Here is a 24,031-nt window from a genome sequence, read left to right as displayed (position 1 = left end):
TTTTGTTCCAAATAGAACAAACGCGAACGAATTATTAACGGCTCGTTTACGCTTCAGACCGCAGCGGACGGAAACGTCCGGATTCCTGCGGTATCCAGGAAACAGACAGAGCGGCCCGGAGCGAATTCCGGTTCCGCCTCATTGCCGGAGAGGCTCAGGCTGTGACAGACTCGGCGACAAACGTGGCTTTCGGGCCCGGGACGCCGTCGCTGTTCTCTCTCCAGAGGAGGCCAGCGGTGGAAATCGGGATTCAGGGAATGGAAATGGATAAGACAAAAGCGCTCGAAGGCGCATTGAGCCAGATCGAACGGGCGTTCGGCAAGGGATCGGTCATGCGCCTCGGCCAGCGGCCGAAGGAAGAAGCGAACTGTATCTCCACAGGCTCGCTCGGACTCGATATCGCACTCGGGATCGGCGGCCTCCCGCGAGGCCGCATCGTCGAGATCTACGGGCCGGAAAGCTCGGGCAAGACAACGCTCGCCCTGCACGCGATCGCCGAAGCCCAGAAAAAAGGCGGCACCTGCGCCTTCATCGATGCCGAACACGCGCTCGATCCCGGCTACGCCCGCAAACTGGGCGTGGATGTGGACAACCTGCTGATCAGCCAGCCCGATGCCGGTGAGCAGGCACTGGAAATCGCCGACACCCTCGTCCGCTCCGGCGCCATCGATGTGCTGGTCGTGGACAGCGTCGCCGCCCTCGTGCCGCGCGCCGAACTCGAAGGCGATATGGGCGACAGCCATGTCGGCCTGCACGCGCGCCTGATGAGCCAGGCTCTCCGCAAACTCACCGGCACTGTCTCGCGCTCGAACACGCTGCTGATCTTCCTCAACCAGATCCGTCTGAAAATCGGCGTGATGTTCGGCAACCCCGAAACCACCACAGGCGGCAACGCCCTGAAATTCTACGCCTCCATCCGACTCGATATCCGCCGCATCGGTGCCATCAAGGACAAGGATGAAGTCACCGGCAACCAGACCCGCGTCAAAGTAGTGAAAAACAAAATGGCGCCCCCGTTCCGTCAGGTCGAATTCGACATCATGTACGGCGAGGGCATCAGCAAAATGGGCGAACTGGTCGATCTCGGCGTCAAAGCCGGCGTCGTCGAAAAATCCGGCGCCTGGTTCTCCTGCGACAGCCAGCGCATCGGCCAGGGCCGCGAAAACGCGAAAAACTTCCTGCGCGATCACCCCGAAATGGCCCACGAAATAGAACGGAAAGTACGCGAACAGGCCGGCATCGTCGCCGAAGCCATGATGACCGGCCCGGACAACGAAACTGACGAGGACTGAAACCCCGGGCGCCGCCCGAACCCGGAAGGGGCCACAGGCCCCTTCACCCCGATTTATTAAAATCCGGGCATAAATCTTACGAAAATATGTCCGCTTACGCCTCTCTCCGGACATAGAGTTTTCCGGTCTTTTTCCCGATAGCGGACATAACTGGTTCAAAGCTAATCAGCCGACTTGCGCAGGAGTGCATCTCGGGTCGGTGAGGTCCTCACCTGCTCTAACTGTTGCTGCCGGCCCATTCGGACACTCGAAATAACTTCGCAATGCTGCGACGCGGCCCGCCAAACCGGGCTTACGCCACATTCACACAACCACGACAAGACTAGAGAGACAGCCAAACGCAAGCAGAAGTCTATTGATCAAATTGAAAGTTCGGCATCGTTTGGCTTCATCTGGTGCAAAAGGCCATCGTCTTTAAGACGGTCGTATGCAGCCCGGATCGCGTCCTCACTAAATTGGTTCCGCTTGGCCTCACTCCATCCCTGCATCTCGCGAATGATCTTCTCAACTGGAAAATGGCCTTCGTGATGGGCAAGCAAATGGACCGAGGAAAGAAGCTCCAATCCGTAAGGGCTTTCGTAGCCCTGAACCAGCTTGTTCAAACGATCAATAATGTCACTTGCAGCAGTTCCGGCTTGGTTCAAAAACTCGTTCGCAACGGCACACCCACTGGGCGTCACATGCGATTGGCGCTCGCCACTTAAGAAACCGTCGATCATTCCACGACGCTCCATCGAGATGTAGGCAAGCTTCAAGGTTTCCGAATAAGGGCCATGAAGATTGCGGGCAAACCTGAGTTTGAAGTCCACGCCCAAAGCTTGCAGGAAATATGCGATTTTTTGCAGCGAAATTCTGTCAAAAGACCCGTTGAAGTAGCGTTCGAGATCGTTGAGAGCTTTGAGCAAAATCGCACGCTGGAAAGTCATCGGCAGGCTCGAATGAACGTGCTCAGGGACGTCGGTGGCATTCTTGGGCGCGAACAAAACAATCTCGACGTCACTAAGAGACGAAAGCTTCGCTTCGATCAAAGGGCGCACATCCGTCCAGTCCAGTCCGCCATTTCCGCAACCAAGAGGGGGGATCGCAATGGACGTTATCTCGTGTTCTTGAATCGCCTCGACGAGTGCATCGAGACCGTCTTCAATGTACTCAATCTTGGACTTCGAGCGCCAATGGGCCTTCGTTGGGAAGTTGATCAGGTATCGCGGTCCTTCTGAGGCAAACAACTCCTTGGTATCGAAGACGAATACTTGGCCGGGACTTAAACCTTTGGCATCGCACAAAGATTTGTAGGCGCGGAAATTTGCGGGCCATCTGTTCTTGAACTCCAGAGCGACGCCTTTTCCCATAACGCCGACACAGTTAACAGTGTTCACCAGAGCCCCCACAGGCTCGGAAAACATGTCTCCTTTTTTGGTTCGTATCGTCATCCGTAGAAGCACCCACGCTGTGTCAAAATCGGGATGTTCCATGTTGAAACAGCCATCATCCCCTCCAAGGTAGCTCGCATCGCATCCGTTTTCACCACTATACACATAATTTTGTCCAGCGGTACCGCGCCATAAACCAAAAATTCTGCCATACGCTTCGCGCTACGCGTCATGCGCTCCGGCGGGGTTGCCATGTTGTGGTACCACTTGCAGACACCCGCGTAGCCGATGTCTGGTATCGCCGAAATCATCGGAGCCTCATCGAAGACGTCCCAGTGGACGTGGTCTTCGAGCTTGGTGAGGTCGGATTCAATCGTTGGCATCGGCGCTTTCGAATTCAGTGCATAGTCGCTAAAGCAAGTTAATAAACTGGAACCTATGAATGATTGTGGTGAACTGACCAAAAAGATCCGATCATCCTCGCAAGCTTTACGAAGTTCCACCCCCGCCGGAGAAATCAATGGTACGTTCCCCATGTAGATGGTGTATGTGAACGGCGTTATTGGGCTAAAATAAAACGGTACAAAATCGTTAACCACACGACCGTACGGCATCTGAAACTCGTCTGTTCCACGACGGTCCACAATTGCTCGATATGACGTTTGATGACAGCGTTGAGGGTATTGATGTCGCTTGGCTCTAACTTCACCATCCATAAGAAAGGTCGATAGGTCTTCATAATGAACCTGTCGAAAAATGAATCGGTTCGGCAAGTCTGCACTCCTCGTTTAAGCACCCTCAGATACTTGATACGGTTTCCCCAAGCGTTGCAGCTAGGTATCAGGCTCGGTTGTCCTCTCCATGAAACTCTACTGAATATCAGCTTCCTCTAACCGGACAACCCACCAGTTCCACGTAGAGAAAGTCCGTAATCCGCCCTTTGTGTCTGCCCAGAGTCCACGCCGCGCGGATCATGAAGGGCTACTTCGGGCTACGAGCCGCCCGAAGCGTTCTAAAAAATGTCAGCATTCCGGTGTATTCCACCTCAATAGCGGACTTTCCACTCTCCCCCCATATCGGACAGACAAAAGGAAACCTGAAATCAAGGCTTCAGAGAGACCGCAATACAATACTCAGGAACAACCATCGATCAGCAAGCCCGACCCACGCTGCCAAAAACGCAGACGCTTTGACGAGCAGGGCATAACAGCCAGTACCTCCGGAAGAAAAATCGCCTCCCCATCTACATAAACAGCACCACCACACCAGAAACACACCCCGGCCAGCCCGTCAAACTGTTGCTAACCCGACACAATCACGAAAAACCTGACCGCCAGGACGAAATTTACGCCGCAATTCCACTCCAGGTCATTGCACATCCAGAACGGTGAGACTTACGTTCGGTTACCGGTTGCGCGGAAGACGAGTGAGAACGGGAATGTCAGATATGTCGCGTGCTGAGACGGGCCGCAGGCCGTGCGGTTTTACTGACCACCGCTCTCTCCGGAATCGCCCATGCGGCCACGCCGGTCATTCATCGCCCTCACGCATCGCCGCATACGCATCGAACGACACCAGCCGGAAAAACGACGCTTCCGAAAAAGGCGCTTCCCATCAAAGGAATCGAAGCGCGCGGCGGCGCCGACGAAGTCGCGGTCAGTAAAAACCGCTTGCATGTCACTGTGGGTGGCGGCCTCATGCGGCGTGTCGAAGAATCGCGAAACATACAGTATGTCGGGCAGGATTACATATCCAAACAGGCCCCGACACAGAATGTCGTCAATCTCCTGGCCATGATGCCCAGCGTCAACGCCATGCCCACGGACGCAGCGGGAATCAACAGTTCCGGCCTGCAGGTTCGTGGCCTGACCTCAAACGACATGGGCTGGCTGATGGACGGCGCACCAGTCCTTTCACCGGGTGCCGGTAATTATCAGGCGGAAGTGCTCGATACCGAAAATATGGAACAGATCGCGATTGCGCCCGGCTCCAGCAGCACGGATGATCCCGTGACAAGTTCGCTCGCCGGCACGATCTATATGAAAATGCGCGATCCCACAGCGAAAGCCGGCGCGCAGATCGATTTCAGTTACGGATCGTTTAATACCTTTCGTGGATTTTTCAGGGCAGATACAGGAGAGATCGGTCATTCCGGCGTCCGTGCGTTCGCCTCCGTCTCCGATGCAACCGAGGAAAACTGGTACGGGCCCGGCATCCAGAAGAAGATTCATTCGGATGCCAAAATCCTGAAGGAATTTTCCGGAGGCAGCTCGATCGCATTCGAGCAGGTCTTCAACCTTTCAGATTCAGGTTATTATTACTACCCGACGGCGCAGGAATGGCGGCAGACACGATGGGTCAGCCCGGATGCGAACCTACAGCGGCGTCAACGATACCAGCTACTACAAGCTGAACAACGCCGCGCCGTTTTACAGCGGAACGATCCTGATGCCGATGAAATTCGTGCTCAATGACAATCTGACCCTGACGGATACACCGTATTTCTGGTACGGCTACGGCTGGTCGATGGGCGCCGATACCGTCCGGCAGGGCAGCACGTACGCCGGCACGCAGAACGTGGACGTGAATCTGGCGCAGGGAACCGGCGCCGGCAGCCTCGCCAGCGGCACCAGTGTTCTGGTCGACAATGCAAGTTACGGCATGACCTATATCGGCGGCAATAATCTGAAGCTGAACTGGCATACCCGGCACAACGATCTTTACGTCGGCTACTGGTATGAGAACTACAATCTGTCGGAAAAAGATCCGGTCGGGATCGTCAATCAGGCCACGGGCCAGCCTTACGACATCACAAAACTGTCCAGTCAGTACACCCTGCCGAACGGACAGAAATACTATTCAGCCGATTACTTCCTCCATTACCAGTTGAACGGCCTGTATGTCGGCGACAGCCTCAGACTCTTCCATGACAAACTGAACATCAACGCCGGATTCAAGGATGTGATGATCACCCGGTCAGCCGACAATTACCTGTCGGGAGCAACCCCGCATGAAGGCGTCAGCGAAAATGTGCCGCTGCCAACCGTGAGCGCACGCTACAGCCTGGACCGCTACAATCAGATTTTCATCCTGGGCGAGGGCGATTACCGGCAGCCTTACATGGGCAGCAACCTGGACGCCTACTCAATCAGTTCCGGCAGCCTCGTTAATGGTGCCTCCATGCCGAAATCGGAATACGCGATCAAGGAAGAGCTTGGGTACCGCTACAACGGTGAGAAAATCATCGCTTCGGTGGTGTTCTACAACATGAACATCGTCAACCGCCTTCTGACCCTCAACACCTATCAGAACGGCGTCCAGGTCAGTCGTACGGAAAATGCCGGCGGCCAGACCAGCCGTGGCGTGGACGTGCAGTTTGCAACCGCGCCGATCTGGGGACGGTTTACGCCTTACGTGACATTCGCCTATCTGTCGGCGCGGCAGGATAACAACACAGCAACGACCGATTCCAACGGAACGGTTGATTACCTGCGAACAGCCGGCAAAACGCAGGTGATGAGCCCGCATTACCAGGCCGCGCTGGGCCTGACCTGCGATGACGGACATTTCTTCGGCAATCTCAACGTCAAATATATCAGCTCACAGTACGCAACGCTGATGGATGACGAGAAAATGCCCGGCTACATCACCGACTCTCTGACCCCTGGCTACCGCGCACGGGATATCGGCTTTATGAAAGCACCGAAAATCCAGGTAACCCTGAACAACCTCAGCAACTCGACCCAGCGTATCGGCGTGTATGGCTATTCCGACAACGCCCGCGCCACTCAGGGTGTTTTTGGCGGAACGGTCAGCGGCAGCTCACCAGGTTATTATGTCGATCCGGGATTCGCGGCCATTATGTCGGTCAGCGTCGGACTGTAAAACAACAGCCCGAACCCCACCGGAGGACACGGAACTCATGCCTGTCACGATCTATGGCATCAAAGCCTGCGACACGATGAAAAAAGCCTTCACCTGGCTCACCGACCACAACATCGCGTACACATTCCACGACTACAAAAAACAGGGCATCGACCCGGAGCAACTCAAAGCCTGGGTCAGCGCAGCCGGCTGGGAAAAACTCCTCAACCGCGCCGGCACCACATTCCGGAAACTCCCCGAAGCCGATAAAACCGACCTGACGGAAGAGAAAGCCATCGCCCTCATGCTGGCCAGCCCGTCCATGATCAAACGCCCCGTGCTCGACACAGGACACATCACCATCGGATTCAAGCCCGAAATTTACGAAGCCGTGTTCAGCAAAAAAGCCTGATCCTCACAGTCTCTGCCCGCCAGGCAGAGACCGCAGAACCCCTCTACCGGCTCGCGGCGGCCACCTGCACATGGCTCGCCACCGTATGAAACGCCGTCGCCGCATTGGTCCCCAGCGCCTGCGTGATGGCCGGATCGAACAGCCGCGTGAACGACGCCGGATGCACGCCCATCCACAGAATGACAATCGCCAGCGGCCCCAGAACCGCCATCTCCGCCGCCGTCAGATCCCGCAGCAAACCCACCGTGCCCTTCACCGTGCCGAAGATCACATCCCGATACAGCGCCAGCATATACACAGCACCCATGATCATCGTCGTGCCCGCCAGCAGCGCCAGCCAGAACGAGACATGCACCGCGCCCATCAGAATCAGCAGCTCGCCCACAAAGGAACCCGTGCCCGGCAACCCGACATTGGCCATCGTAAACAGCATCGCCAGCGTCGCCAGAGCCGGCATCCGGAACGCCACACCGCCCAGCGCCGAAATGTTCCGCGTCTCCGCCCGCCAGGCAATCGCCGCCACACTGAAGAACAGCGCCGCGATTACCACACCATGCGACAGCATCTGATAGATCGCCCCGTCAACACCCTCCACATCCAGCGTGAACAGCCCGACCGCAATCATCCCCATATGCGAGAACGAGGAATACGCGATCAGCCGCTTCATGTCCGTCTGCGCGAAGGCGATGAACGCCGCATAAATGATCGCCACCACGCCAAGCGGCAGAATAAACGGCGCAAACCGATGCACCGCATCAGGGAACATCAGAACCCCGAACCGCAGCAGACCATAAGCGCCCGTCTTCGACAGCACGCCCGACAGCATCGCGGAAGCCGGCGTCGGTGCCTCGGTATAAGCATCCGGCAGCCAGGCATGCAGCGGAAACAGCGGCAGCTTCACGCCAAAAGCAATGACAAACGCCGCCAGCAGCCAGCACTGCACCGCCGTCGAAAAATGCGACTGCGTGAGCACCGGAATGTCCGTCGTCCCCGCCATCGTCCACAGCGCCACAAGTGCCACCAGCATGAACAGCGAGCCGCCAAACGTGAACAGAAAGAACTGAAGCGAAGCCCAGATCCGCTTCGGCCCGCCCCACACGCCAATCATCAGACTGCCCGGGATCAGCGTCGCTTCATAGAAAACATAGAACAGAACCAGATCCAGCGAGGAAAACAGCCCCATCAGAGCCGTTTCCAGAAACAGGATCGCCGCCATGAAGTCAGACGCCCGCCCGCGAATGCTCCGCCAGCCCGCCCCGATCGAAAGCGGCGTCAGAAACGCCGTCAGCAGCACAAAGACCAGACTGATCCCGTCAACCCCGGTGTGATACGAAATCCCGAAAGCCGGCATCCAGGACAGTTGCTGCTCGAACTGAGCCCCCGGCAGACGCGGATCGAACTCCGTCCACATCACCGTTACCAGCGCCAGAACGATCAGACTCGTCCATAACGCAATCCAGCGGGATGTCCGGTCCGCCGTTTCCGCCGGTCCGCGACCGAGCATGATGGCGATGCCGCCAGCCAGGGGAAGATAAGTGACGAGCGACAAAAGGATCGGGTGCACGGCGTACTCACAGGTCCGGTACGAAAGTGAACAGACCTTAGTCCCGTCGGACAGGCATCGCCAGCCGCCCCCCGGTCACGTTCCGCCGAGCACACCCCCGATAACACAGAAAAACGGCCTCACACCTGATCCGGTGCAAGGCCGTTCGTACTGTTCAGAACACCGTGATGTGTCGCCGCCATAACTATTCCGGACTCTTCCCGGACCGCGGCGCGGCTTCCGGCGGGCGTCAGGGCAGAGCCCTGAGAAATCAGTCGCCCTCCGCCGCGCGATGCTTGTCGAGCTGACGCTGAAGCGCACTCAGCAACGTATCGACCTTGCCACCAGTCCGCTGAATATAAGAGGCATAGTCCTGACGCTGCGTCAGACGCAGACTCGCACCCTCGCCAATCACATCCACAACCTTAGGTGAACCGCCAGCCGTGCTGACAATCCACTGCATGTTCGCATCCGCCTGCTGCGGACGATGCAGAATCGCATCCACAGCCTGATCCTCACCACTCGGCGTCGTCGATCCGATCGTGAAGCTGACGCCGCGATAATCGCCCAGCTTGTCCGTGATCGCGTTCACAAGAATCTGATGAAACAGCTTCAGATAAGTCGCCTGCTGTTCCGGCGTGGCCATGCGCCAGTAGCGCCCGAGACAGAACCGCCCGATCGCATCGACATCAACGTCGCTCTGCAACAGCGGCAGAACCTTCTGCTTCTTCTCCGACGAGGAAAGATCGCTGTTAACGATCCCGACAAGCTGGGTCCCGAGGTGACGAACGAAATCAGTTGCCGATTCTGCCGCAGACGCAGGGCGGTTCAGGCCGGCAATCAGAGCCAGAGCCGCAATGGCCCCAAGCACAAAACGGCGGCTTAAGCTGGTCTTCATGGTGAATTGTCCCTGGTCGTCCTGCATCGGATCAGTTGTACCAGTCAGGCACGGTCGCCCGGTGGTCGTTCTTGATGGAATCGGCCAGCGCCTTGCGCTGCTGCTGATAGGCGCTGCGAATGGTGGCATACGGATCAAGCGCGTCACGCTGAACCTGATCAAGGTCGTCAAGATGATCAGCGCGCGTGTTGATCGTCCCCATGATATTATAGGCCCAGTTAAAAGTAATCAGACCGTATCCACGCGGAACATAATTCCACGGCGACAGCCCCTGATCGATCCCGTAGCCGACCCCGTCACGAATGGAAGACGGCCCCATCATCGGCAGGAACAGATAAGGACCGGAAGCAATGCCCCACGTCGCCAGCGTCAGACCGCCATCGTTATCATGATGCGGATAGCCGACATATTTGGCCACATCCACAAAACCACCGACACCGGCCACCATGTTAATGCACCACCGCGCGAACGAATCGCCCGCCCGGCGCGGCTTGCCGGCCCCGACATCGTTGAAGAACACAACCGGCTCGTTCATCGTCCGGATCATGTTGCCCAGCGAACTGCGAACAGGCCGGGGCACCGCCCACACATAAGCCTTGGCCACCGGACGCAGAGAATATTTATCGGCCCAGACCGACAGATTATACATCTTGCGGTTCAGCGGCTCGAATCTGTCATTGGCTTCTTCATATTCAGCCAGTGCATCCGGATCTTTGGGCTTCGGCGCGACCATGGACGCACACCCGGCCAGCGTCAGAGCGCCAAGAACCAGGGAGCCAAACCGGCCAGCGGCCCTGTATCGCCTGTGAAAAGGAACTGAACGCTGTGCCAAACCGCCCGGGAGGGAAGCAATCTGCTGATTGTCAGTGACTGAACCCATACCCGTGAGTGTCTCCGTTGCAACTTCGATCTTGCCGGAATCCTTCAGTCCCCCGGCGGAACCAGCTCTTCCGGCCGGCAAAAATCGTCAGATCCCTGCCCTCTCTAACACGTCGCGTTACGGATGCAATCAGCGGAAGGCACGGAACTTCCCGTCCCGGAGCGCACAACCAGCCGCTGTGACCGATGTGCCGCACCTCCCCGAAGCACGGAATACGACGCCGGAACCTGAACGCCGTTCATGACAGAAAGTTGAGACTCCGCTCGCCTCTGATCGGCAAACCGGCCTCCGGAAGCCCGCGCCCCGGATGGTTTCCAGGGCAAAGCCCCGATGCGGACAGCAAGACATAACGCGGGCAGAACCGATGCGAAGCAGCGGGCGGAAAGCCCGGTCCTACAACCGCCGGTCGCGCTTTATAACGTCCCAGGCCGCGTTAATTTTCGAGATTTTCGCCACCGACACGCTGATCTCGTCCGGACTGGCATTGCGCGCCGTCAGAGTGTCGGGATGATGCGTCCGTACAAGCGTGCGCCATGTGGCCCGGATCTCTTCATTCGTCGCCGTCATCGACACCCCGAGAACGGTATAGGCGTCATCCTCCGCCATCGCCGGACGCGACCGCCCGGATTCCCCCCGGTCCCACGCGCCCTGGCTGAGCCCGAACGCCTTGTGAACCCGCGAGAGAAACCGAATCTCGGCCGGATGCAGAGGCTGACCTTTCGGACAGTCGGCCCGGGCAATGAAAAACAGAGTGGACAGCAGATCCTCAAGCATCAGCTTGTCATCGCGGAAGCTGTGCCCCAGCTCCCGGGCAAAATGCTCGTAATCATCCGTCCGCTGCCGGGCGAGATCGAACAGACGTCCCACCTCGGCGACATTCTCCGGCGGAACCCGCAGACGGCTCTTGAAAGCGTCGATCTCCCGCCGGTTAACCGGCGCATCGCACTTCGCAAGCTTGGCCGTCAGAATGATCGTGCAGAGCGCGTAAAGCTGGTCCTTCCGACCCGTCACCGCCGCGAATTTCGCCGCAACAAACGCAGCGGCTCCGTTCGGATCAGGCGCGGCACGGGACGCCCAGCGGTCGCTCCAGCCCCCCGAAGGCGGCTCCAGCAATGTGCCGCGATCAGCGGCATGACCCAGCGCGGCGCCAAGCACCGCTCCCATCCGCCCGCCAACCGCAAACCCGGCCACAGTGCCGAATACTTTACCCCAGATGCTCATAATCCGACTCTAGCACCGCTGATAAAACCGCCCAAGCCCACCCTTACCGCGTGGTTCTGTCCGGATTATGTGTCGCTGCCGTTCTCAGGGCGTTGCCCTGAAACCCGCCAGAAGCCGGGGCCTCCGGAAAAACAGCCAGTCGGGGCGCAGGGGCCGTCGTGCAATGGCACGCTTTCGCGTGACGCACCCCTGACGGATTCGGGCAGAGCCGGGCGCACTCACAGCCCCGCCTGATCAGAAGGCCGGTCAATCGCGGAATGCGCCAGCCCCACAAGCTCCTTCGCCAGCCCCGGCAGACCGGCGCGCCAGACAACATCAGCCATCTGCAACAGGGAATGCGAAATCATCAGCGGACTGGTCTGCGGACAATGAGGCATACGCAGGACGTTGGCAGACATGGAATCCTCATCTCGGTTTGATCGATTTTCGGCGTTCTCCCGCCGCCGGAGGGACGCTAGAGCAGTTGCTCTTTCTGAAAAGTTAATAATCATAGGGGCGGCAGATAAGTTTTTCATCTTGTTAGCTAAACGCAAAAAGGGGCCGGTTCTGTCGTCCCGTGGAAGCATGCGGCCGGCCTATCGCACGTCTCGTTCCCCGGAAATCCGCCGTGGACTGCGGGCGACTCGGGCACTCTATCCGTCCCCAGTCTCAGACGCCGGACGATCTCACATGCAGCAGCGCGGCAATCCGCAACGCGGACGCCAGCGGCCGCCCCGGATCGCGCGTTACGTCAATGCTCTCCACCAGCTGCGCCACGGACTCCCCCCGCACAGCCGCCATCCCGTCCAGAACGTCCCAGAACTCAGCCTCCAGCGCCACACTCGTTCCATGGCCGGAGAGCACCAGACTGCGCTTGGCCAGATGCCGCGTCATTCCGCCGCCCCGAGTCGCCCGCACGCCCACCGCGCCGCCTCCGCCACAACAGGATCGGAATCCTCACACAAACCCTGCACCACCTCCAGCAGCCGGGCGTCCCCGGAATTGCCCGCGGCAATCAGGACATTGCGCACAAACCGCCCCCGCCCGATCCGCTTGATCGGAGACCCCGAAAACAGCCGCCTGAACCCCGAATCGTCCAGAACCGCCAGCTCCGCCAGATCCGGCGCCACCAGATCCTCCCGCGCCCGCAGCTTCAGATGCCGGGACTCCGCCGCAAACCGGTTCCACGGACACGCCGCCAGACAGTCATCGCAGCCGTAAATCCGGTTCCCCATCGCCACCCGAAACTCTTCCGGAACCGGCCCCGCATGTTCGATCGTCAGATAGGAAATGCACCGCCGCGCATCCATCTCATACGGCGCGGGAAACGCATCCGTCGGACACGCCACCAGACACCGCGTGCAACTCCCGCACTGCCCCGCCCGATGCGCCGTCGGCGGCAGCACGAGCGTCGTGTAAACCTCTCCCAGCAACAGCCAGCTTCCATGGTCCCGCGACACCACATTCGTGTGCTTGCCCTGCCAGCCCAGCCCCGCCCGCTCCGCCAGCGGCTTCTCCGGCACCGGCGCCGTGTCCACAAACACCTTCACCCCGGCCTCAACCCCGCCACGCCGTGACTCGACCACCACGAACTGCGCCAGATGCTTCAGCAACCCCTTGATGATATCGTGATAATCGCGATGCCGTGCATAAACCGAGATATTTCCCGCCCCCGGCAGCCCCAGTGTCGCCAGCGGATCGCCTTCAGGCGCATAAGACATCCCGACCGAAATCACACTCCGCGCCTCAGGCCACAACCCCTGCGGATGCGCCCGTGCCTCCACCCGCTCCGCCAGCCAGCCCATCGTGCCGTGCCGCCCGTCCGCCACAAACGCCCTCAGCCGCTCACCCGCCTCCGGGCCGGTCTCCGCGTCGCAAATCCCGAACGCATCAAACCCCAGCGCAAAAGCACGCTCCCGAATGCGCTCCGCCAGAGAAGAAGAACTCACCGGAACCCGTGCCCCGAACCCGCCGGAAACCATCTCCGCCCGAATCCCATTGTATTAAACAGGTCAGCACGCAGGCCGCCGCGCGCCCGACCGGGTGAGGACATAGCCCCGATCATCAGGGCACAGGCGGAATGACCGGCTGCGGCATCTCATCCTCAGACCAGTCCTCCATGGCCCATTCCGCCCGCAGATGCGCCCCGTGCGCCGACAACGTGCCATCGACAATCGCCATCCGGATGCCCCGCATCAGCCGCTGATAATACGCCAGATTATGCCAGGTCAGCAGCATCGGCGCGAGAATCTCGTTCGTCCGGAACAGATGATGCAGATACGCCCGCGAATGCCGCGAACACGCCAGACAGTCGCAATGCGGCGAGAGCGGCCGCGCATCCTCCGCAAACCGCGCATTCCGCAGATTCAGAGTCCCACGCTCGGTATAAGCCCGCGCCGTCCGCCCCGCCCGCGTCGGCATCACGCAGTCGAACATGTCGATCCCGCGCTCCACCGCTCCCAGCAGATCGTCCGGCGTCCCCACGCCCATCAGATAACGCGGCGCATCGACCGGCATCAGAGGCGTCGTCACATCCAGCGTCGAGAACATCAGCGCCTGACCCTCGCCAACCGCCAGACCGCCAACCGCATACCCCTCAAAACCAATATCCGTCAGCGCCTTCACACTCTCCGCCCGCAGCTCCGGCTCCGTCCCGCCCTGCACAATCCCGAACTGCCCGTAACCCGGACGCGCCACAAACGCCTCGCGGGACCGCGCCGCCCACCGCATCGACATCCGCATAGAAGCCGCAATCGCCTCAGGCGCCGCCGGCAGCGCCGGACATTCATCCAGACACATCGTGATCGTCGCATCCAGCGCATGCTGAATCACCGTCGAACGCTCCGGGTCCAGCCGGTGCTTCGACCCGTCAATATGCGACTGAAACGTCACCCCGTCCTGATCCAGCTTCCGCAACGCCCCGAGCGACATCACCTGAAACCCGCCGGAATCCGTCAGAATCGGTCCCGGCCAGTCCATGAACCGATGCAGCCCGCCCAGAGCCCGCACCCGCTCCGCGCCCGGGCGCAGCATCAGATGATACGTATTGCCCAGCACAATCCCCGCGCCCGTGGACCGCACCGCATCCATCGTCATAGCCTTGACCGTGCCGGCCGTGCCAACCGGCATGAAGGTCGGTGTCTCAACCGGCCCGTGCGCCGTCTGCAGCCGCCCCGCCCGCGCCGCGCCATCGGTGGATTCACAGATCCAGCGGAATGTGTCGCTTTTCATCTCGGTCCAGTTCTCTGAGTCATAGCAAAAGCCTCAGGGCAGCGCCCTGAAACCCGGCAAAGGTTGCGGATCCTTGCAAACCATTCTGTTACGGACAAACCGCGTCCGTCCGGCGTAACAGACACGCATCCCCATAAGAATAAAACCGGTACCCGTCCGACACCGCATGCGCATAAGCCGCCCGCATCCGCTCCGTCCCCGCAAACGCACAGACCAGCATGAACAGCGTCGAACGCGGCAGATGGAAATTCGTCATCAGCAGATCCACCGCCCGGAACCGATACCCCGGATGAATGAAAATCGACGTCTCCCCGTCAAACGGCCTCACCGTGCCACCCTCATCCGCCGCACTCTCCAGCAGCCGCAGCGATGTTGTCCCCACCGCAACGATCCGGCCGCCCTGCGCCCGCGTCTCGTTGATCCGGTCCGCCGCCCGCCGCGTGATGATCCCCCGCTCCGCATGCATCTTATGCGCCGACAATGTCTCCGACCGAACCGGAAGAAACGTCCCGGCCCCCACATGCAGCGTCAGCGTCTCCCGCCCGATACCCGCCTCATCCAGCCTGGCCAGCAACTCCGGGGTGAAATGCAGCCCCGCCGTCGGCGCTGCCACAGCCCCCCGATGTTCCGCGAAAATCGTCCGGTAATCGACTTCGTCCTCCGCCGTCGGCCCTGAAGGACGCGCAATATAGGGCGGCAACGCCAGCGCCCCCGCCTTGCGGAGAAAGCCGTCAAACGCTTCTCCCTCACAGGAAAACCGCAACGTCGCCCCGCCTTCGCCATCCAGGCTCGCAACCGTCGCCACATCCCCGTCCGAAGCCCCGGGAAACGTCAGCACATCTCCCGTCCGCAGCCGCTTCGAATTTTTAATCAGCGCGCTCCACGACCCGTCCGCCTGATGCTGATCCAGCGTCACCCCGATCTTAGCCACGCCCCGCCGCGCATGCAGCTGCGCCGGAATCACCGCCGTATCATTGGCCACCAGCAGATCCCCGGCCCGCAACAGCCCCGGCAGATCCCGGACATGCCGGTCCACAACCGGCACCCCCGGATCACACGGCACATCCAGCAGCCGCGCACTGTCTCGCGGCTTCACCGGATGCTGCGCAATCCGTTCCTGCGGCAGGTCAAAGTCGAAATCAGCAGTAAGATCGTCCATAGGCCGCAGCCTTTACGAATTCCGGCTCCTTTGCGCCAGCCTCTTCACGATGAACCGACTCCAACCTCACTCACAACCCGACAGAGATCGTGGCGTTCGGACAGGTTTTGTTAGCGTTAACTGTTGAGGGGTGATTTTCCACGGGTCGGTGCCAGCCCGGGCTCTGCCCGAACCCGACAGGAGCCGCAGGCCCCTGCGTCCCGATCCGTTGATAAACAAACCGGGTTCCAAAGGCCCCGGCCTCTGGCGGGTTTCAGAGCAAGGCCCTGAGAAAAGCAGCAACACTTCATGCGACCAGAGCCAGAGGCGTGCCGGAATTTCACCCGCAAACAATATCCGGACAGATAATACAGGAACACGCGCCTCCCGCAGGGATCACAGCCCGGCTGACAGGCTCCCCATACCCTGCTGGAAAACTCTCCCCGAAGAGCGCGATCCGCAATCTTCCAGGTCCCGGAAACTACACCGGATTTATATTGCGAATGTAAAACAAAAAAGTCCGTAACAGTCCGGAATCCACCCTGACTCCGTCCTGTCCCCGCAACAGATCCCACACAAAAAACGGTTGGTCCCCGATCACGGAGACAGGTCTTCTGTCACAAATCATCCAGTCTGATCAGGAACACAGCGCCATGCCGCCACCCGTCCTCATCGTCTCCGGGCCGCCGCCGCGGCCCGCGCCGCAATGACCGAAAGATGCCGCCGGCACAGCAGCACATCCATCGCCCCGGTCTGCTTGCATGAAAGCTCAAACGCCTGCGTCCGTCGTGCCAGGTCCGTCAGCGCGGGCAGGGACCACAGACCAAGCGCCCGCTCAAACCCCTGCTGTTTTTTGAAAAACACCGGCGGACGCAGCGACTTCATGGCCTCCGACTGAGACTGCCCCTGTTCCGTCGCCGCCTTCACCCGCCGCAGGCGCCCGATATGCCCCAGCAGAACCCGCGCCACCGCCACAGGATTCGCCCCCTCGGACAAAGCCCGCTCCAGCGCCAGATCCGTGCCGCCCCGGTCGCCCTCCATGGCAAGAAACACCGAATCATCAATCGAAGCCGAACCGGAATCACCAATACAGATCCGGACATCCTCCAGGTCCAGTTCATGATCTGGACCGGCATAGAGCGCCAGTTTCTCAATCTCATTGCGAACCCCGATCCGATCCGCCCCTAACTGAGACACCAGCCAGCCCAGCGCCTCGGATGTGATCCCGACCTGCCGCTCAGCGAACATCTGTCGCACCGAATTCTCCAGCGCGCGGCCTTCCTCCGGATAACACCCGATTGATGCGGAATCCGACCGCTCCTCCGCCAGCTTCCGCAGCTTTCCCCGTGCCGGCAGCACACCGGCCTCGACAATAATCACCGCCGAACCCGCGCCGTCCAGAACAGAGGAAACAGGCCGGGCAAGGCTGTCCGTCCCCTCCCGAACCCAGACCACCCGCTGCCCGCCGTCCAGCGACAAAGCCGTCGCTTCTTCCTCAAAACGGTCATGCGTCTCGCGCGACAGCGCGGCCACCCGGAACGGGTCGTCCAGCGATCCGGCCACGCGCTTCACCAGATCGGACGCATATTCCCGGATCAGCCCGCTGTCATCACCATGCAGCAGAACAAAACGCCAGGCATCCGGCGCATTCAGCACCTTACCGATCGAGCGGGTATCGACCTTCACCATGCCGCAATCAGCCCGCCTGTCTTTTAGTAGTTGGTAGGATCGCTGTTCGGGTCCAGCCGCCCGGTGGCCATCGCCGGCAGACCGTCATCACCGGCCCGTTCGACAGGCTGCTCCTCACTGGAGTTAGGCATGCCATTCGGGATCGGATAATAGACAGGTGCTTTCTTCTTGTTTTTCTCGGTCGGCGCCTTTGTTTCAAACCAGATGGCCACCTGCTGCGTCACACTCTCAGCAAGCGTCTGCGCCACACGGGTCTGCAACGTCTCGGTATTCATGTTTTGAGCAAAATACTGCTCGAAGGTATTATTGATTCCATCCATTGTCGTCGCATCCCCTTCCGCAAGCAGTTTGGGATGCTGGCCGACAGTAAACAGCCGCCAGTGGGCGCGTCCCACGACACGGTTCCGGCCCGAAGTGTTGTCGGCGTGAATATCGACGGACTCGTTGCTCATTGAAGGGCTCACATAGATCGTATACCCGTCGGGATCTTCCGGCCCCGCGCCTGCCATGTCCTGCTGCAGAGCCAGCCGCACAAGCTGGCCGTAACGATCCGGAATCCCGGCGACATAGATCCGCTTCAGCGTTTCACTGACGCCGGCATGATGCGCCGTATCCTGATAAAGCGGCTGGAAACCACACGCCGTAATGCAGAGCGGCGCAGTCAGCACGAGCCTGCACGCAACCTTTGTCAGCAGAGCGGAGAAACGGTTGCGTGAAACGCTCATTTATTTTGCCACCACGAAATTGACGATCCGGTTCGGGACATGAATACGCTTCACGATCCGCTGCCCCTCAAGAAGCCGGGCCACATTAGGTTCCGCTTCGGCACGCGCCAGCACAGCCGCCGGGTCTTCATCAGGCTCCGCTTCGATCGTGCCGCGCAGTTTCCCCATGATCTGAACCGCAAGATGAACCTGCGTCACAGCCAGCAAAGCCGGATCGGCTTCCGGCCAGCTCCGCTCAGCCGCCAGAGACTGACCCGGCTCAAGCGCCGCCAGAAGCTCTTCCGCCAGATGTGGCATCATCGGCGCGACAAGCAGCGAGAGCGTCCGCGCCGCTTCACGCCGCGCGAATGCGACTCCGGCTTCTTTCGCGGAACGCTCGGCATCAGCCAGCGCCGAGGTCAGCTCATGCAGCCGCGCCACGGCGACATTGACGGCAAACCCCTCAAGAGCCTCCGTCACGGCCGCAATCGTGCGATGCGTCGCACGCCGCAATGTGTCTCCCGCTGTGGAGATGTCATCCGGAAGCGCCGCATCCGCCGTACAATCGGCCACCACGCTTCGTACGATGCGGAACAGCCGCTGCACGAAGCGCCCCGCACCGGCAACCCCGGCCTCCGTCCACTCCATATCCCGTTCCGGCGGGCTGTCCGAAAGCACGAACCAGCGGGCGGTATCAGCACCAAACCGATCGATGATTGCCGACGGCGCCACCGTGTTCCGCTTCGATTTGGACATCTTCTCGACACGGCCAACCGTTACAGCATTGCCGGTCCCGCGATGCGTCGCACCGGAAGAACCGCGCTCCACTTCTTCCGGATACAGCCAGTTTCCGTCACTGTCTTTGTAGCTCTCGTGATTGACCATGCCCTGCGTAAAGAGCCCGGCAAAGGGTTCGGTCACGTCGAGATGGCCGGTTTCCCGCATGGCCCGCGTAAAGAAACGGGCATAGAGCAAGTGCAGAATGGCATGTTCGATGCCGCCAATATACTGATCGACCGCCAGCCACCCGTCCGCTGCGGCCCGCACCGTCGGCGTATCGGCATGCGGCGCGGTGAACCGCGCGAAATACCAGGAGCTGTCGACAAACGTATCGAACGTGTCCGTTTCGCGTAAGGCTGGCTTACCGCAGGACGGGCAGGACACATGCTTCCATGTCGGGTGATGATCGAGCGGGTTCCCCGGCCGGTCAAAGGTGACATCTTCCGGCAGCACGACAGGAAGCTGGTCATCCGGAACCGGCACGGCGCCGCAGCTCTCACAGTGAATGACCGGGATCGGGCAGCCCCAGTAACGCTGACGCGAGACACCCCAGTCCCGTAGCCGCCAGTTAACGACGCCACTTCCGATTCCAAGCCCCTCAAGGCGGGCAATCGCTTCTTTCCGGGCCGCTTCGCAGGTCTCTCCATCCAGAAATCCGGAATTGATCATCGTGCCTTCGCCGGTCCACGCCTTCTTCGTAATCCCGAAGCTCGCGGCATCCTCGCCCGCCGGCAGCACGACAGCTTTGACAGGAAGATCGTATTTACGGGCGAAATCCAGATCGCGCTGGTCGCCGGAGGGGCAGCCGAACAGTGCGCCGGTGCCATAATCCATCAGTACGAAGTTGGCGATCCAGACCGGGAAAGTCGCATCCGGTAAAAAGGGGTGGCTGACCCGGAGCCCGGTATCCAGCCCGCGCTTCTCCGCTGTTTCAACCGCCTCGACAGATGTTCCCATCCGGCGACACTCGGCCACAAATGCGGCGGCCTCCGTATTCCGGGCCGCCACTTTGGCGGCGAGCGGATGATCCGGAGCAATGGCCAGAAACGACATGCCGAACAATGTTTCCGGTCGGGTGGTGAACACTTCAACGGAGTCAAGATTCTCATCAAACCCATGAGGCGGCTGAGCAAGTGAAAACCGCAGACGCGCCCCCTCTGACCGGCCGATCCAGCGCTCCTGCATCACCCGGACCCGGTCCGGCCAGCGCTTCAGTGTTTTCAGCCCGTCCAGCAGATCCGGCGCGAATTTCGTAATGCGCAGAAACCACTGCGAAAGCTTCTTTTTTTCGATCAGCGCCCCGGAACGCCAGCCCTTGCCATCGACAACCTGTTCGTTAGCCAGAACCGTATGATCCACCGGGTCCCAGTTCACCCAGGATTCCCGCCGGTCAACCAGACCGGCTTTCAGGAAATCCAGAAACAGCTTCTGCTGCTTGCCGTAGTAATCCGGCAGGCACGTGGCAATTTCCCGATCCCAGTTGAGCGAAAATCCCAGACGCTGCAATGTCTCACGCATCGCGGCAATATTCGCCAGGGTCCACTCTTTCGGATGTACGCCACGCTCACGCGCTGCATTTTCAGCGGGCAACCCAAACGCATCCCATCCCATCGGATGCAGAACCGAGAACCCACGTGCCCGTTTATACCGCGCGATTACATCGCCCAGCGCGTAATTCCGCACATGGCCCATATGAAGCTGCCCGGACGGATAGGGAAACATTTCCAGGACATAGTATTTCGGTTTTCCGGCAGGCGGAATATCGGGAACCGTAAAGACACCGGCCTTCTCCCATTCTTCCTGCCAGTGGCTTTCCACGTTGCGAAAGTCGTAATGGGTCAGAGTATCATCGGCAGTCATGGTGTCTTATCCAGGATACAGAAAAAAAGGCTCATAATGTGCTGCGTAAAGAAGCGGATATGAGCCGGATCACGCTGACAGGTTGCTCCCGACAATAGCCGGGAGGCGCTGCCTGATCTCAGTTGTCGCGGTTTCCGTTGTCGGCCCGAAGCTCACGTGCCCGTGCCAGGATTTTCGATGTAATGTCCGATGCCATGTTCGCGGCTGGCGGCGTATCAATCCAGGCGCCATCCTGCTGCATCTGGCGGAAAACACTTACCCGCAGGGCATCGGAACGGAGGCGGCGGTCAAGAATATAGGCCGTAATCTTAAAACGCTCACCATGTGCTGCCGGCGGTGTATACCAGTCGGTCAGGATGAAGCCTCCTACGGCGTCAGCCGACGCAATAGGCATGAAGGACAGGGTATCCAGAGCACCACGCCACAGGTAGGCGTTAACACCCCCGTTTAGCTGGTCATCACCTCCGGTCGCTCCACGATCCTCGCTGAGAAGGTGATTTCTCGGCGCGGTCAGGTCGCTGGCCTTATCGCCGCCTGAACAGGCTGTCAGTGTAAAAAGCGTGAGAACAGCAACCAGGTGCGTTGTATGTCTGACATACAATGAAGTCTGGCAGGGACGAGTGGTGGACATGTGGTGCTGCGACTCCTGTAGAAAGGCACGCCAACAGCCCCCGCCTTTGTGGCATCTCCCGGCCTCGGAGGCGGCAGAATGGGGCATGACCGCAAGTAGTCTGGCCAGGCTTTCATATCCCGTTGAGCAGGCGGAGCCAAGCGCCGCCGGTCTTTCTTCCGGGGTATCAGGCATTTTAATTCAAAACAGATGCAGTTTCGGACAGTCCTGCGTCAGTCAGCAATCGACGAAGCATCAGTTGCTGTAGCGCAGGGAGATGACTGTAATGTTCCATTACGGTGTCCACCGAAAGCGAAGGTGCCAGACAGGCAAGACGCCCTTTAATGTCGGCCTTTTCATCTTCGGTATCTGTCCCGTCCTCGTACTGGAGTTTCTGCAGCGCAGCAAGATAAAGCACGAGCATTGCTACGCGGGTTGGCGCCGTGCTGATGGAGGTTTTTGCCCGCCGGATCGCCTCTTCGGTGCAACCGGTCAGGAGGAGCAAAAGCACAAAATCAGTATCAAACAGGTCCGCGAAAGGGTGTGTCGCGTGAGACCTGATAAATAATTCCAGGCTGCTGCGTGCGGCATCTGTATCTCCACTGACGAGCTTCGAGTAAGCGCTGATTGCGGCAATGAGGCCGGCTGAAGGGGTTGCCGGCGCTATCTCAGCGAGCAGATTTGCGCCATAGTTCGCTTCACCCGGAATATTCAGAAGCAGTCTTGCCAGAATAAGCCTGCCGATCATGCTTTCAGGCATTGCGTGGACCAGTTGGCGCGCGGCCTCAGTCGCTGCTTCGATATCCTGTGTGTATGCCGTTTCGTTCCATTGCTCGAAAGAACGTATCAGCCTGAAAATTGCAGAAACAAGAAGCAGGAACGGATGCTCAGGATCACGTTGTAATCCACGTTCGAGTAACGTCTCCACTTGTGAATAAACTGCGGGTTCGTTCCGGTTGATAAGTGCAAGCGAACGTAACCCGGCTTCGACGGGAAGAAGATCCTCTGCTGCACGTCCTGTCGTATTCCGGGCCTCCGTGACAGCTATGCGCCAGGCAATTTCTGTCGTCATGAGAGAAGCAACGGCATCAATGGTTTCGGGCGTGACATGGAACCGCTCGGCCCAGACGATGACGCCGCCGTGCCGCCGGTCCGTGAGGCGGACAGTTAATCTTGTGGCATGACGGGGGGCGCGCGCCAGTCCTTCAACAGGTGATGTGGTGCCGGGCTGTAGTCTGGTTTCTACGAGATAATCAGACTGCGGGTAGTTTTCTGAGGCTGCTATGCTTCCCGTCCCGGGCGCAATTTTCTGACATGGAAAGACAGACAGGAAACCGAACTGAACCAGCTGGATGATGAGAAAATCAAACAGATTGTCAGCCTGATCGGCTGAAACTGACAGAAGCTGTGCACCTTGTATGTGTAAGAATCCAACACTTGCGATATGGCTGTTCAGGATGCCATGGCGTGCGATATGTTCCGCTGAGGACAGTCCCGCCGCCCGGTAAGTTCCGCTGCTCTGAGATGCATGAGCTATGCTCTCCGCCATCCAGGACGCGCTCTCAGAACCTGCTTTTCCATTCGCATGCTGAGCGCGAAGTTCTGAGATAATAGCCATGGTTCCCGGACCCGGCTCCGCATCAAGGGTATCGCGGAACGTAATTACGCATTGTTCTGCCGCGAGGAGGCCGGCCCCGGTGTCATTTCGACGCGCAAGTTCGCGCAACTGAGCCTGCCACGCATTTTCGTTAAGCCGGTCCAGACGCAGCAGACGTGCCGCAACTGCCATTCTTTGCTCGGTCTCCGGCAGTGCGGCGAGAGCCTGTTCAAGAGTCGTGACGAGATGTTCCCGCAGCCGGTTTCGTTGCGCTGACAGCCATTCATCAAGCGCCGGATCGACAGAGTCGAGATCGGTCAGCAGGGTGGCGGCCGTTTCCGGGAGTTTAAGGATACCGGATGTTGTTGCATTCAGATACCGCTCGGCATCCACTGTCGTCAGTACGGGCTTCAGGGCCAGAGTGTGTCTCTGGACATCGATAATATCTGTCCCCAGAGGACTAAGTGCTTCGGCAAGCCGGTGAATTTCCTGCCTTAGCGAAGCACGTGCCTGTTCATCCGAACGGCGGCTCCAGAGAAGGCTGGCCAGCGTACGTCGGGTCACCGTCCTTCGGTCAGATAACGCCAGTATCGCCAGAAGACCTCTGGTTTTGGCGCCGGTCGGAGTGATTACGGAGCCGTCGAGCATATGAGCCGACATTGAACCGAGAAGTTCAATGCGCAGAATTGCTGCGTCGGATTTTCTCAATCCTGGCTTGGTCAGCTCAAACAAACTCATGTGCTCCTGCCCGCTTCGTTCATTGGCACATCAGCTGATAACCAGACCAGATGAACCAGTTGCGGACTTTCAGATTCCCTTTGTGAGAGTTCCGGCTCAGAGAGCACAACTCCGTAATATGGAAAATAAGGTAAAACAGTTTCGCACGAGTGAATGCCTGTTTCTAAATTGTTTCCGAATTCATGGAGACGTAAGGCAGGTCGTGATGCCGAAAGTCTGAACGAA

At 59.3% G+C, this 24,031-nt stretch carries 20 protein-coding genes; 4 read left to right on the top strand and 16 right to left on the bottom strand.

All coding sequences use genetic code 11. The features are described 5' to 3' along the window. Positions 1 to 263: 263 nt before the first annotated feature. Positions 264 to 1,292, top strand: coding sequence for a recombinase RecA (gene recA, locus GOB90_RS08390; RefSeq protein WP_221223403.1), 1,029 nt, complete (start codon positions 264 to 266; stop codon positions 1,290 to 1,292). 359 nt (positions 1,293 to 1,651) lie between these two features. On the opposite strand, the gene darG is transcribed toward recA, so the two are convergent. Further along, a complete protein-coding gene (gene darG / locus GOB90_RS08385) occupies positions 1,652 to 2,722 on the bottom strand; it encodes a type II toxin-antitoxin system antitoxin DNA ADP-ribosyl glycohydrolase DarG (protein WP_146890473.1) in 1,071 nt (356 codons plus the stop codon). Next, the gene (locus tag GOB90_RS08380; protein ID WP_146890462.1) at positions 2,719 to 3,378 is read right to left on the bottom strand and encodes a DUF4433 domain-containing protein; all 660 of its coding nucleotides are present in this window, start codon (positions 3,376 to 3,378) and stop codon (positions 2,719 to 2,721) included. Before GOB90_RS08380 ends, darG begins: the two co-directional genes overlap by 4 nt. A 738-nt stretch (positions 3,379 to 4,116) precedes the next feature. On the opposite strand from GOB90_RS08380, the gene GOB90_RS08375 reads away from it, so the two are divergent. Genes GOB90_RS08375 through GOB90_RS08365 form a run of 3 tightly spaced genes read left to right on the top strand, consistent with a single transcriptional unit; the run spans position 4,117 to position 6,938 of the window. Continuing rightward, complete coding sequence (locus tag GOB90_RS08375; protein ID WP_146890459.1) at positions 4,117 to 5,136, top strand: TonB-dependent receptor plug domain-containing protein; 1,020 nt, start codon at positions 4,117 to 4,119, stop codon at positions 5,134 to 5,136. Then, complete coding sequence (locus GOB90_RS08370; protein WP_146890456.1) at positions 5,030 to 6,547, top strand: TonB-dependent receptor; 1,518 nt, start codon at positions 5,030 to 5,032, stop codon at positions 6,545 to 6,547. Before GOB90_RS08375 ends, GOB90_RS08370 begins: the two co-directional genes overlap by 107 nt. A gap of 37 nt (positions 6,548 to 6,584) precedes the next feature. Then, positions 6,585 to 6,938 (top strand): ArsC family reductase, encoded by a 354-nt coding sequence (locus GOB90_RS08365; protein WP_146890453.1) that lies wholly within the window; start codon positions 6,585 to 6,587, stop codon positions 6,936 to 6,938. A 43-nt stretch (positions 6,939 to 6,981) separates the two neighbouring features. On the opposite strand, the gene GOB90_RS08360 is transcribed toward GOB90_RS08365, so the two are convergent. The 14 genes from GOB90_RS08360 to GOB90_RS08295 all read right to left on the bottom strand — a co-directional run bounded on the left by GOB90_RS08360 (position 6,982) and on the right by GOB90_RS08295 (position 23,806). Continuing rightward, the gene (locus tag GOB90_RS08360; RefSeq protein WP_146890450.1) at positions 6,982 to 8,502 is read right to left on the bottom strand and encodes a complex I subunit 4 family protein; all 1,521 of its coding nucleotides are present in this window, start codon (positions 8,500 to 8,502) and stop codon (positions 6,982 to 6,984) included. A 250-nt stretch (positions 8,503 to 8,752) separates the two neighbouring features. Continuing rightward, entirely contained in the window at positions 8,753 to 9,379 is a 627-nt protein-coding gene (locus tag GOB90_RS08355) for an MlaC/ttg2D family ABC transporter substrate-binding protein (protein ID WP_146890447.1), read from the bottom strand. Between the two features lie 31 nt (positions 9,380 to 9,410). Beyond that, positions 9,411 to 10,112, bottom strand: coding sequence for an MlaA family lipoprotein (locus GOB90_RS08350; RefSeq protein WP_242011897.1), 702 nt, complete (start codon positions 10,110 to 10,112; stop codon positions 9,411 to 9,413). A 540-nt stretch (positions 10,113 to 10,652) separates the two neighbouring features. After that, entirely contained in the window at positions 10,653 to 11,480 is an 828-nt protein-coding gene (locus GOB90_RS08345) for a TerB family tellurite resistance protein (protein WP_146890441.1), read from the bottom strand. A gap of 218 nt (positions 11,481 to 11,698) precedes the next feature. Then, complete coding sequence (locus GOB90_RS08340) at positions 11,699 to 11,878, bottom strand: hypothetical protein (RefSeq protein ID WP_146890438.1); 180 nt, start codon at positions 11,876 to 11,878, stop codon at positions 11,699 to 11,701. 250 nt (positions 11,879 to 12,128) lie between these two features. Then, positions 12,129 to 12,353: a ribbon-helix-helix domain-containing protein gene (locus GOB90_RS08335; protein ID WP_146890434.1), complete on the bottom strand. Its 225-nt coding sequence runs from the start codon at positions 12,351 to 12,353 to the stop codon at positions 12,129 to 12,131. Next, positions 12,350 to 13,441, bottom strand: a complete 1,092-nt coding sequence (gene queG, locus GOB90_RS08330; RefSeq protein ID WP_146890431.1) for a tRNA epoxyqueuosine(34) reductase QueG — start codon at positions 13,439 to 13,441, stop codon at positions 12,350 to 12,352. The genes GOB90_RS08335 and queG overlap by 4 nt, the downstream gene beginning before the upstream one ends. Before the next feature lie 82 nt (positions 13,442 to 13,523). Continuing rightward, positions 13,524 to 14,690, bottom strand: coding sequence for a tRNA guanosine(34) transglycosylase Tgt (gene tgt, locus GOB90_RS08325; protein WP_146890428.1), 1,167 nt, complete (start codon positions 14,688 to 14,690; stop codon positions 13,524 to 13,526). 88 nt (positions 14,691 to 14,778) lie between these two features. Then, positions 14,779 to 15,849 (bottom strand): tRNA preQ1(34) S-adenosylmethionine ribosyltransferase-isomerase QueA, encoded by a 1,071-nt coding sequence (queA, locus tag GOB90_RS08320; protein ID WP_146890425.1) that lies wholly within the window; start codon positions 15,847 to 15,849, stop codon positions 14,779 to 14,781. Positions 15,850 to 16,497: 648 nt separating this feature from the next. Beyond that, positions 16,498 to 17,514 carry a DNA polymerase III subunit delta gene (gene holA / locus GOB90_RS08315; protein WP_146890471.1) on the bottom strand — a complete coding sequence of 339 codons (1,017 nt, stop codon included), beginning with the start codon at positions 17,512 to 17,514 and terminating at the stop codon, positions 16,498 to 16,500. A 26-nt stretch (positions 17,515 to 17,540) separates the two neighbouring features. Beyond that, complete coding sequence (locus GOB90_RS08310; protein ID WP_146890422.1) at positions 17,541 to 18,242, bottom strand: hypothetical protein; 702 nt, start codon at positions 18,240 to 18,242, stop codon at positions 17,541 to 17,543. Then, positions 18,243 to 20,861: a leucine--tRNA ligase gene (gene leuS, locus GOB90_RS08305; protein WP_146890418.1), complete on the bottom strand. Its 2,619-nt coding sequence runs from the start codon at positions 20,859 to 20,861 to the stop codon at positions 18,243 to 18,245. A 118-nt stretch (positions 20,862 to 20,979) separates the two neighbouring features. Then, a complete protein-coding gene (locus tag GOB90_RS08300) occupies positions 20,980 to 21,492 on the bottom strand; it encodes a DUF3576 domain-containing protein (protein ID WP_146890413.1) in 513 nt (170 codons plus the stop codon). A 175-nt stretch (positions 21,493 to 21,667) separates the two neighbouring features. Beyond that, positions 21,668 to 23,806 (bottom strand): AfsR/SARP family transcriptional regulator, encoded by a 2,139-nt coding sequence (locus GOB90_RS08295; protein ID WP_146890409.1) that lies wholly within the window; start codon positions 23,804 to 23,806, stop codon positions 21,668 to 21,670. Positions 23,807 to 24,031: the final 225 nt, after the last annotated feature.

This window comes from Acetobacter oeni, assembly GCF_011516825.1.
Classification (GTDB): domain Bacteria; phylum Pseudomonadota; class Alphaproteobacteria; order Acetobacterales; family Acetobacteraceae; genus Acetobacter; species Acetobacter oeni.
Note: the sequence above shows the minus strand (reverse complement) of the source record. Positions and strands in the feature narration are given on the sequence as shown.

Excerpts from the sequence above, each read along its gene's own strand:
- recA (WP_221223403.1), top strand. The coding sequence starts at position 264 with ATGGATAAGACAAAAGCGCTCGAAGGCGCATTGAGCCAGATCGAACGG.
- darG (WP_146890473.1), bottom strand. The coding sequence starts at position 2,722 with ATGACGATACGAACCAAAAAAGGAGACATGTTTTCCGAGCCTGTGGGG.
- GOB90_RS08380 (WP_146890462.1), bottom strand. The coding sequence starts at position 3,378 with ATGGATGGTGAAGTTAGAGCCAAGCGACATCAATACCCTCAACGCTGT.
- GOB90_RS08370 (WP_146890456.1), top strand. The coding sequence starts at position 5,030 with ATGCGAACCTACAGCGGCGTCAACGATACCAGCTACTACAAGCTGAAC.
- GOB90_RS08365 (WP_146890453.1), top strand. The coding sequence starts at position 6,585 with ATGCCTGTCACGATCTATGGCATCAAAGCCTGCGACACGATGAAAAAA.
- GOB90_RS08355 (WP_146890447.1), bottom strand. The coding sequence starts at position 9,379 with ATGAAGACCAGCTTAAGCCGCCGTTTTGTGCTTGGGGCCATTGCGGCT.
- GOB90_RS08350 (WP_242011897.1), bottom strand. The coding sequence starts at position 10,112 with ATGGTCGCGCCGAAGCCCAAAGATCCGGATGCACTGGCTGAATATGAA.
- GOB90_RS08345 (WP_146890441.1), bottom strand. The coding sequence starts at position 11,480 with ATGAGCATCTGGGGTAAAGTATTCGGCACTGTGGCCGGGTTTGCGGTT.
- GOB90_RS08340 (WP_146890438.1), bottom strand. The coding sequence starts at position 11,878 with ATGTCTGCCAACGTCCTGCGTATGCCTCATTGTCCGCAGACCAGTCCG.
- GOB90_RS08335 (WP_146890434.1), bottom strand. The coding sequence starts at position 12,353 with ATGACGCGGCATCTGGCCAAGCGCAGTCTGGTGCTCTCCGGCCATGGA.
- queG (WP_146890431.1), bottom strand. The coding sequence starts at position 13,441 with ATGGTTTCCGGCGGGTTCGGGGCACGGGTTCCGGTGAGTTCTTCTTCT.
- tgt (WP_146890428.1), bottom strand. The coding sequence starts at position 14,690 with ATGAAAAGCGACACATTCCGCTGGATCTGTGAATCCACCGATGGCGCG.
- queA (WP_146890425.1), bottom strand. The coding sequence starts at position 15,849 with ATGGACGATCTTACTGCTGATTTCGACTTTGACCTGCCGCAGGAACGG.
- GOB90_RS08310 (WP_146890422.1), bottom strand. The coding sequence starts at position 18,242 with ATGAGCGTTTCACGCAACCGTTTCTCCGCTCTGCTGACAAAGGTTGCG.
- leuS (WP_146890418.1), bottom strand. The coding sequence starts at position 20,861 with ATGACTGCCGATGATACTCTGACCCATTACGACTTTCGCAACGTGGAA.
- GOB90_RS08300 (WP_146890413.1), bottom strand. The coding sequence starts at position 21,492 with ATGTCCACCACTCGTCCCTGCCAGACTTCATTGTATGTCAGACATACA.
- GOB90_RS08295 (WP_146890409.1), bottom strand. The coding sequence starts at position 23,806 with ATGAGTTTGTTTGAGCTGACCAAGCCAGGATTGAGAAAATCCGACGCA.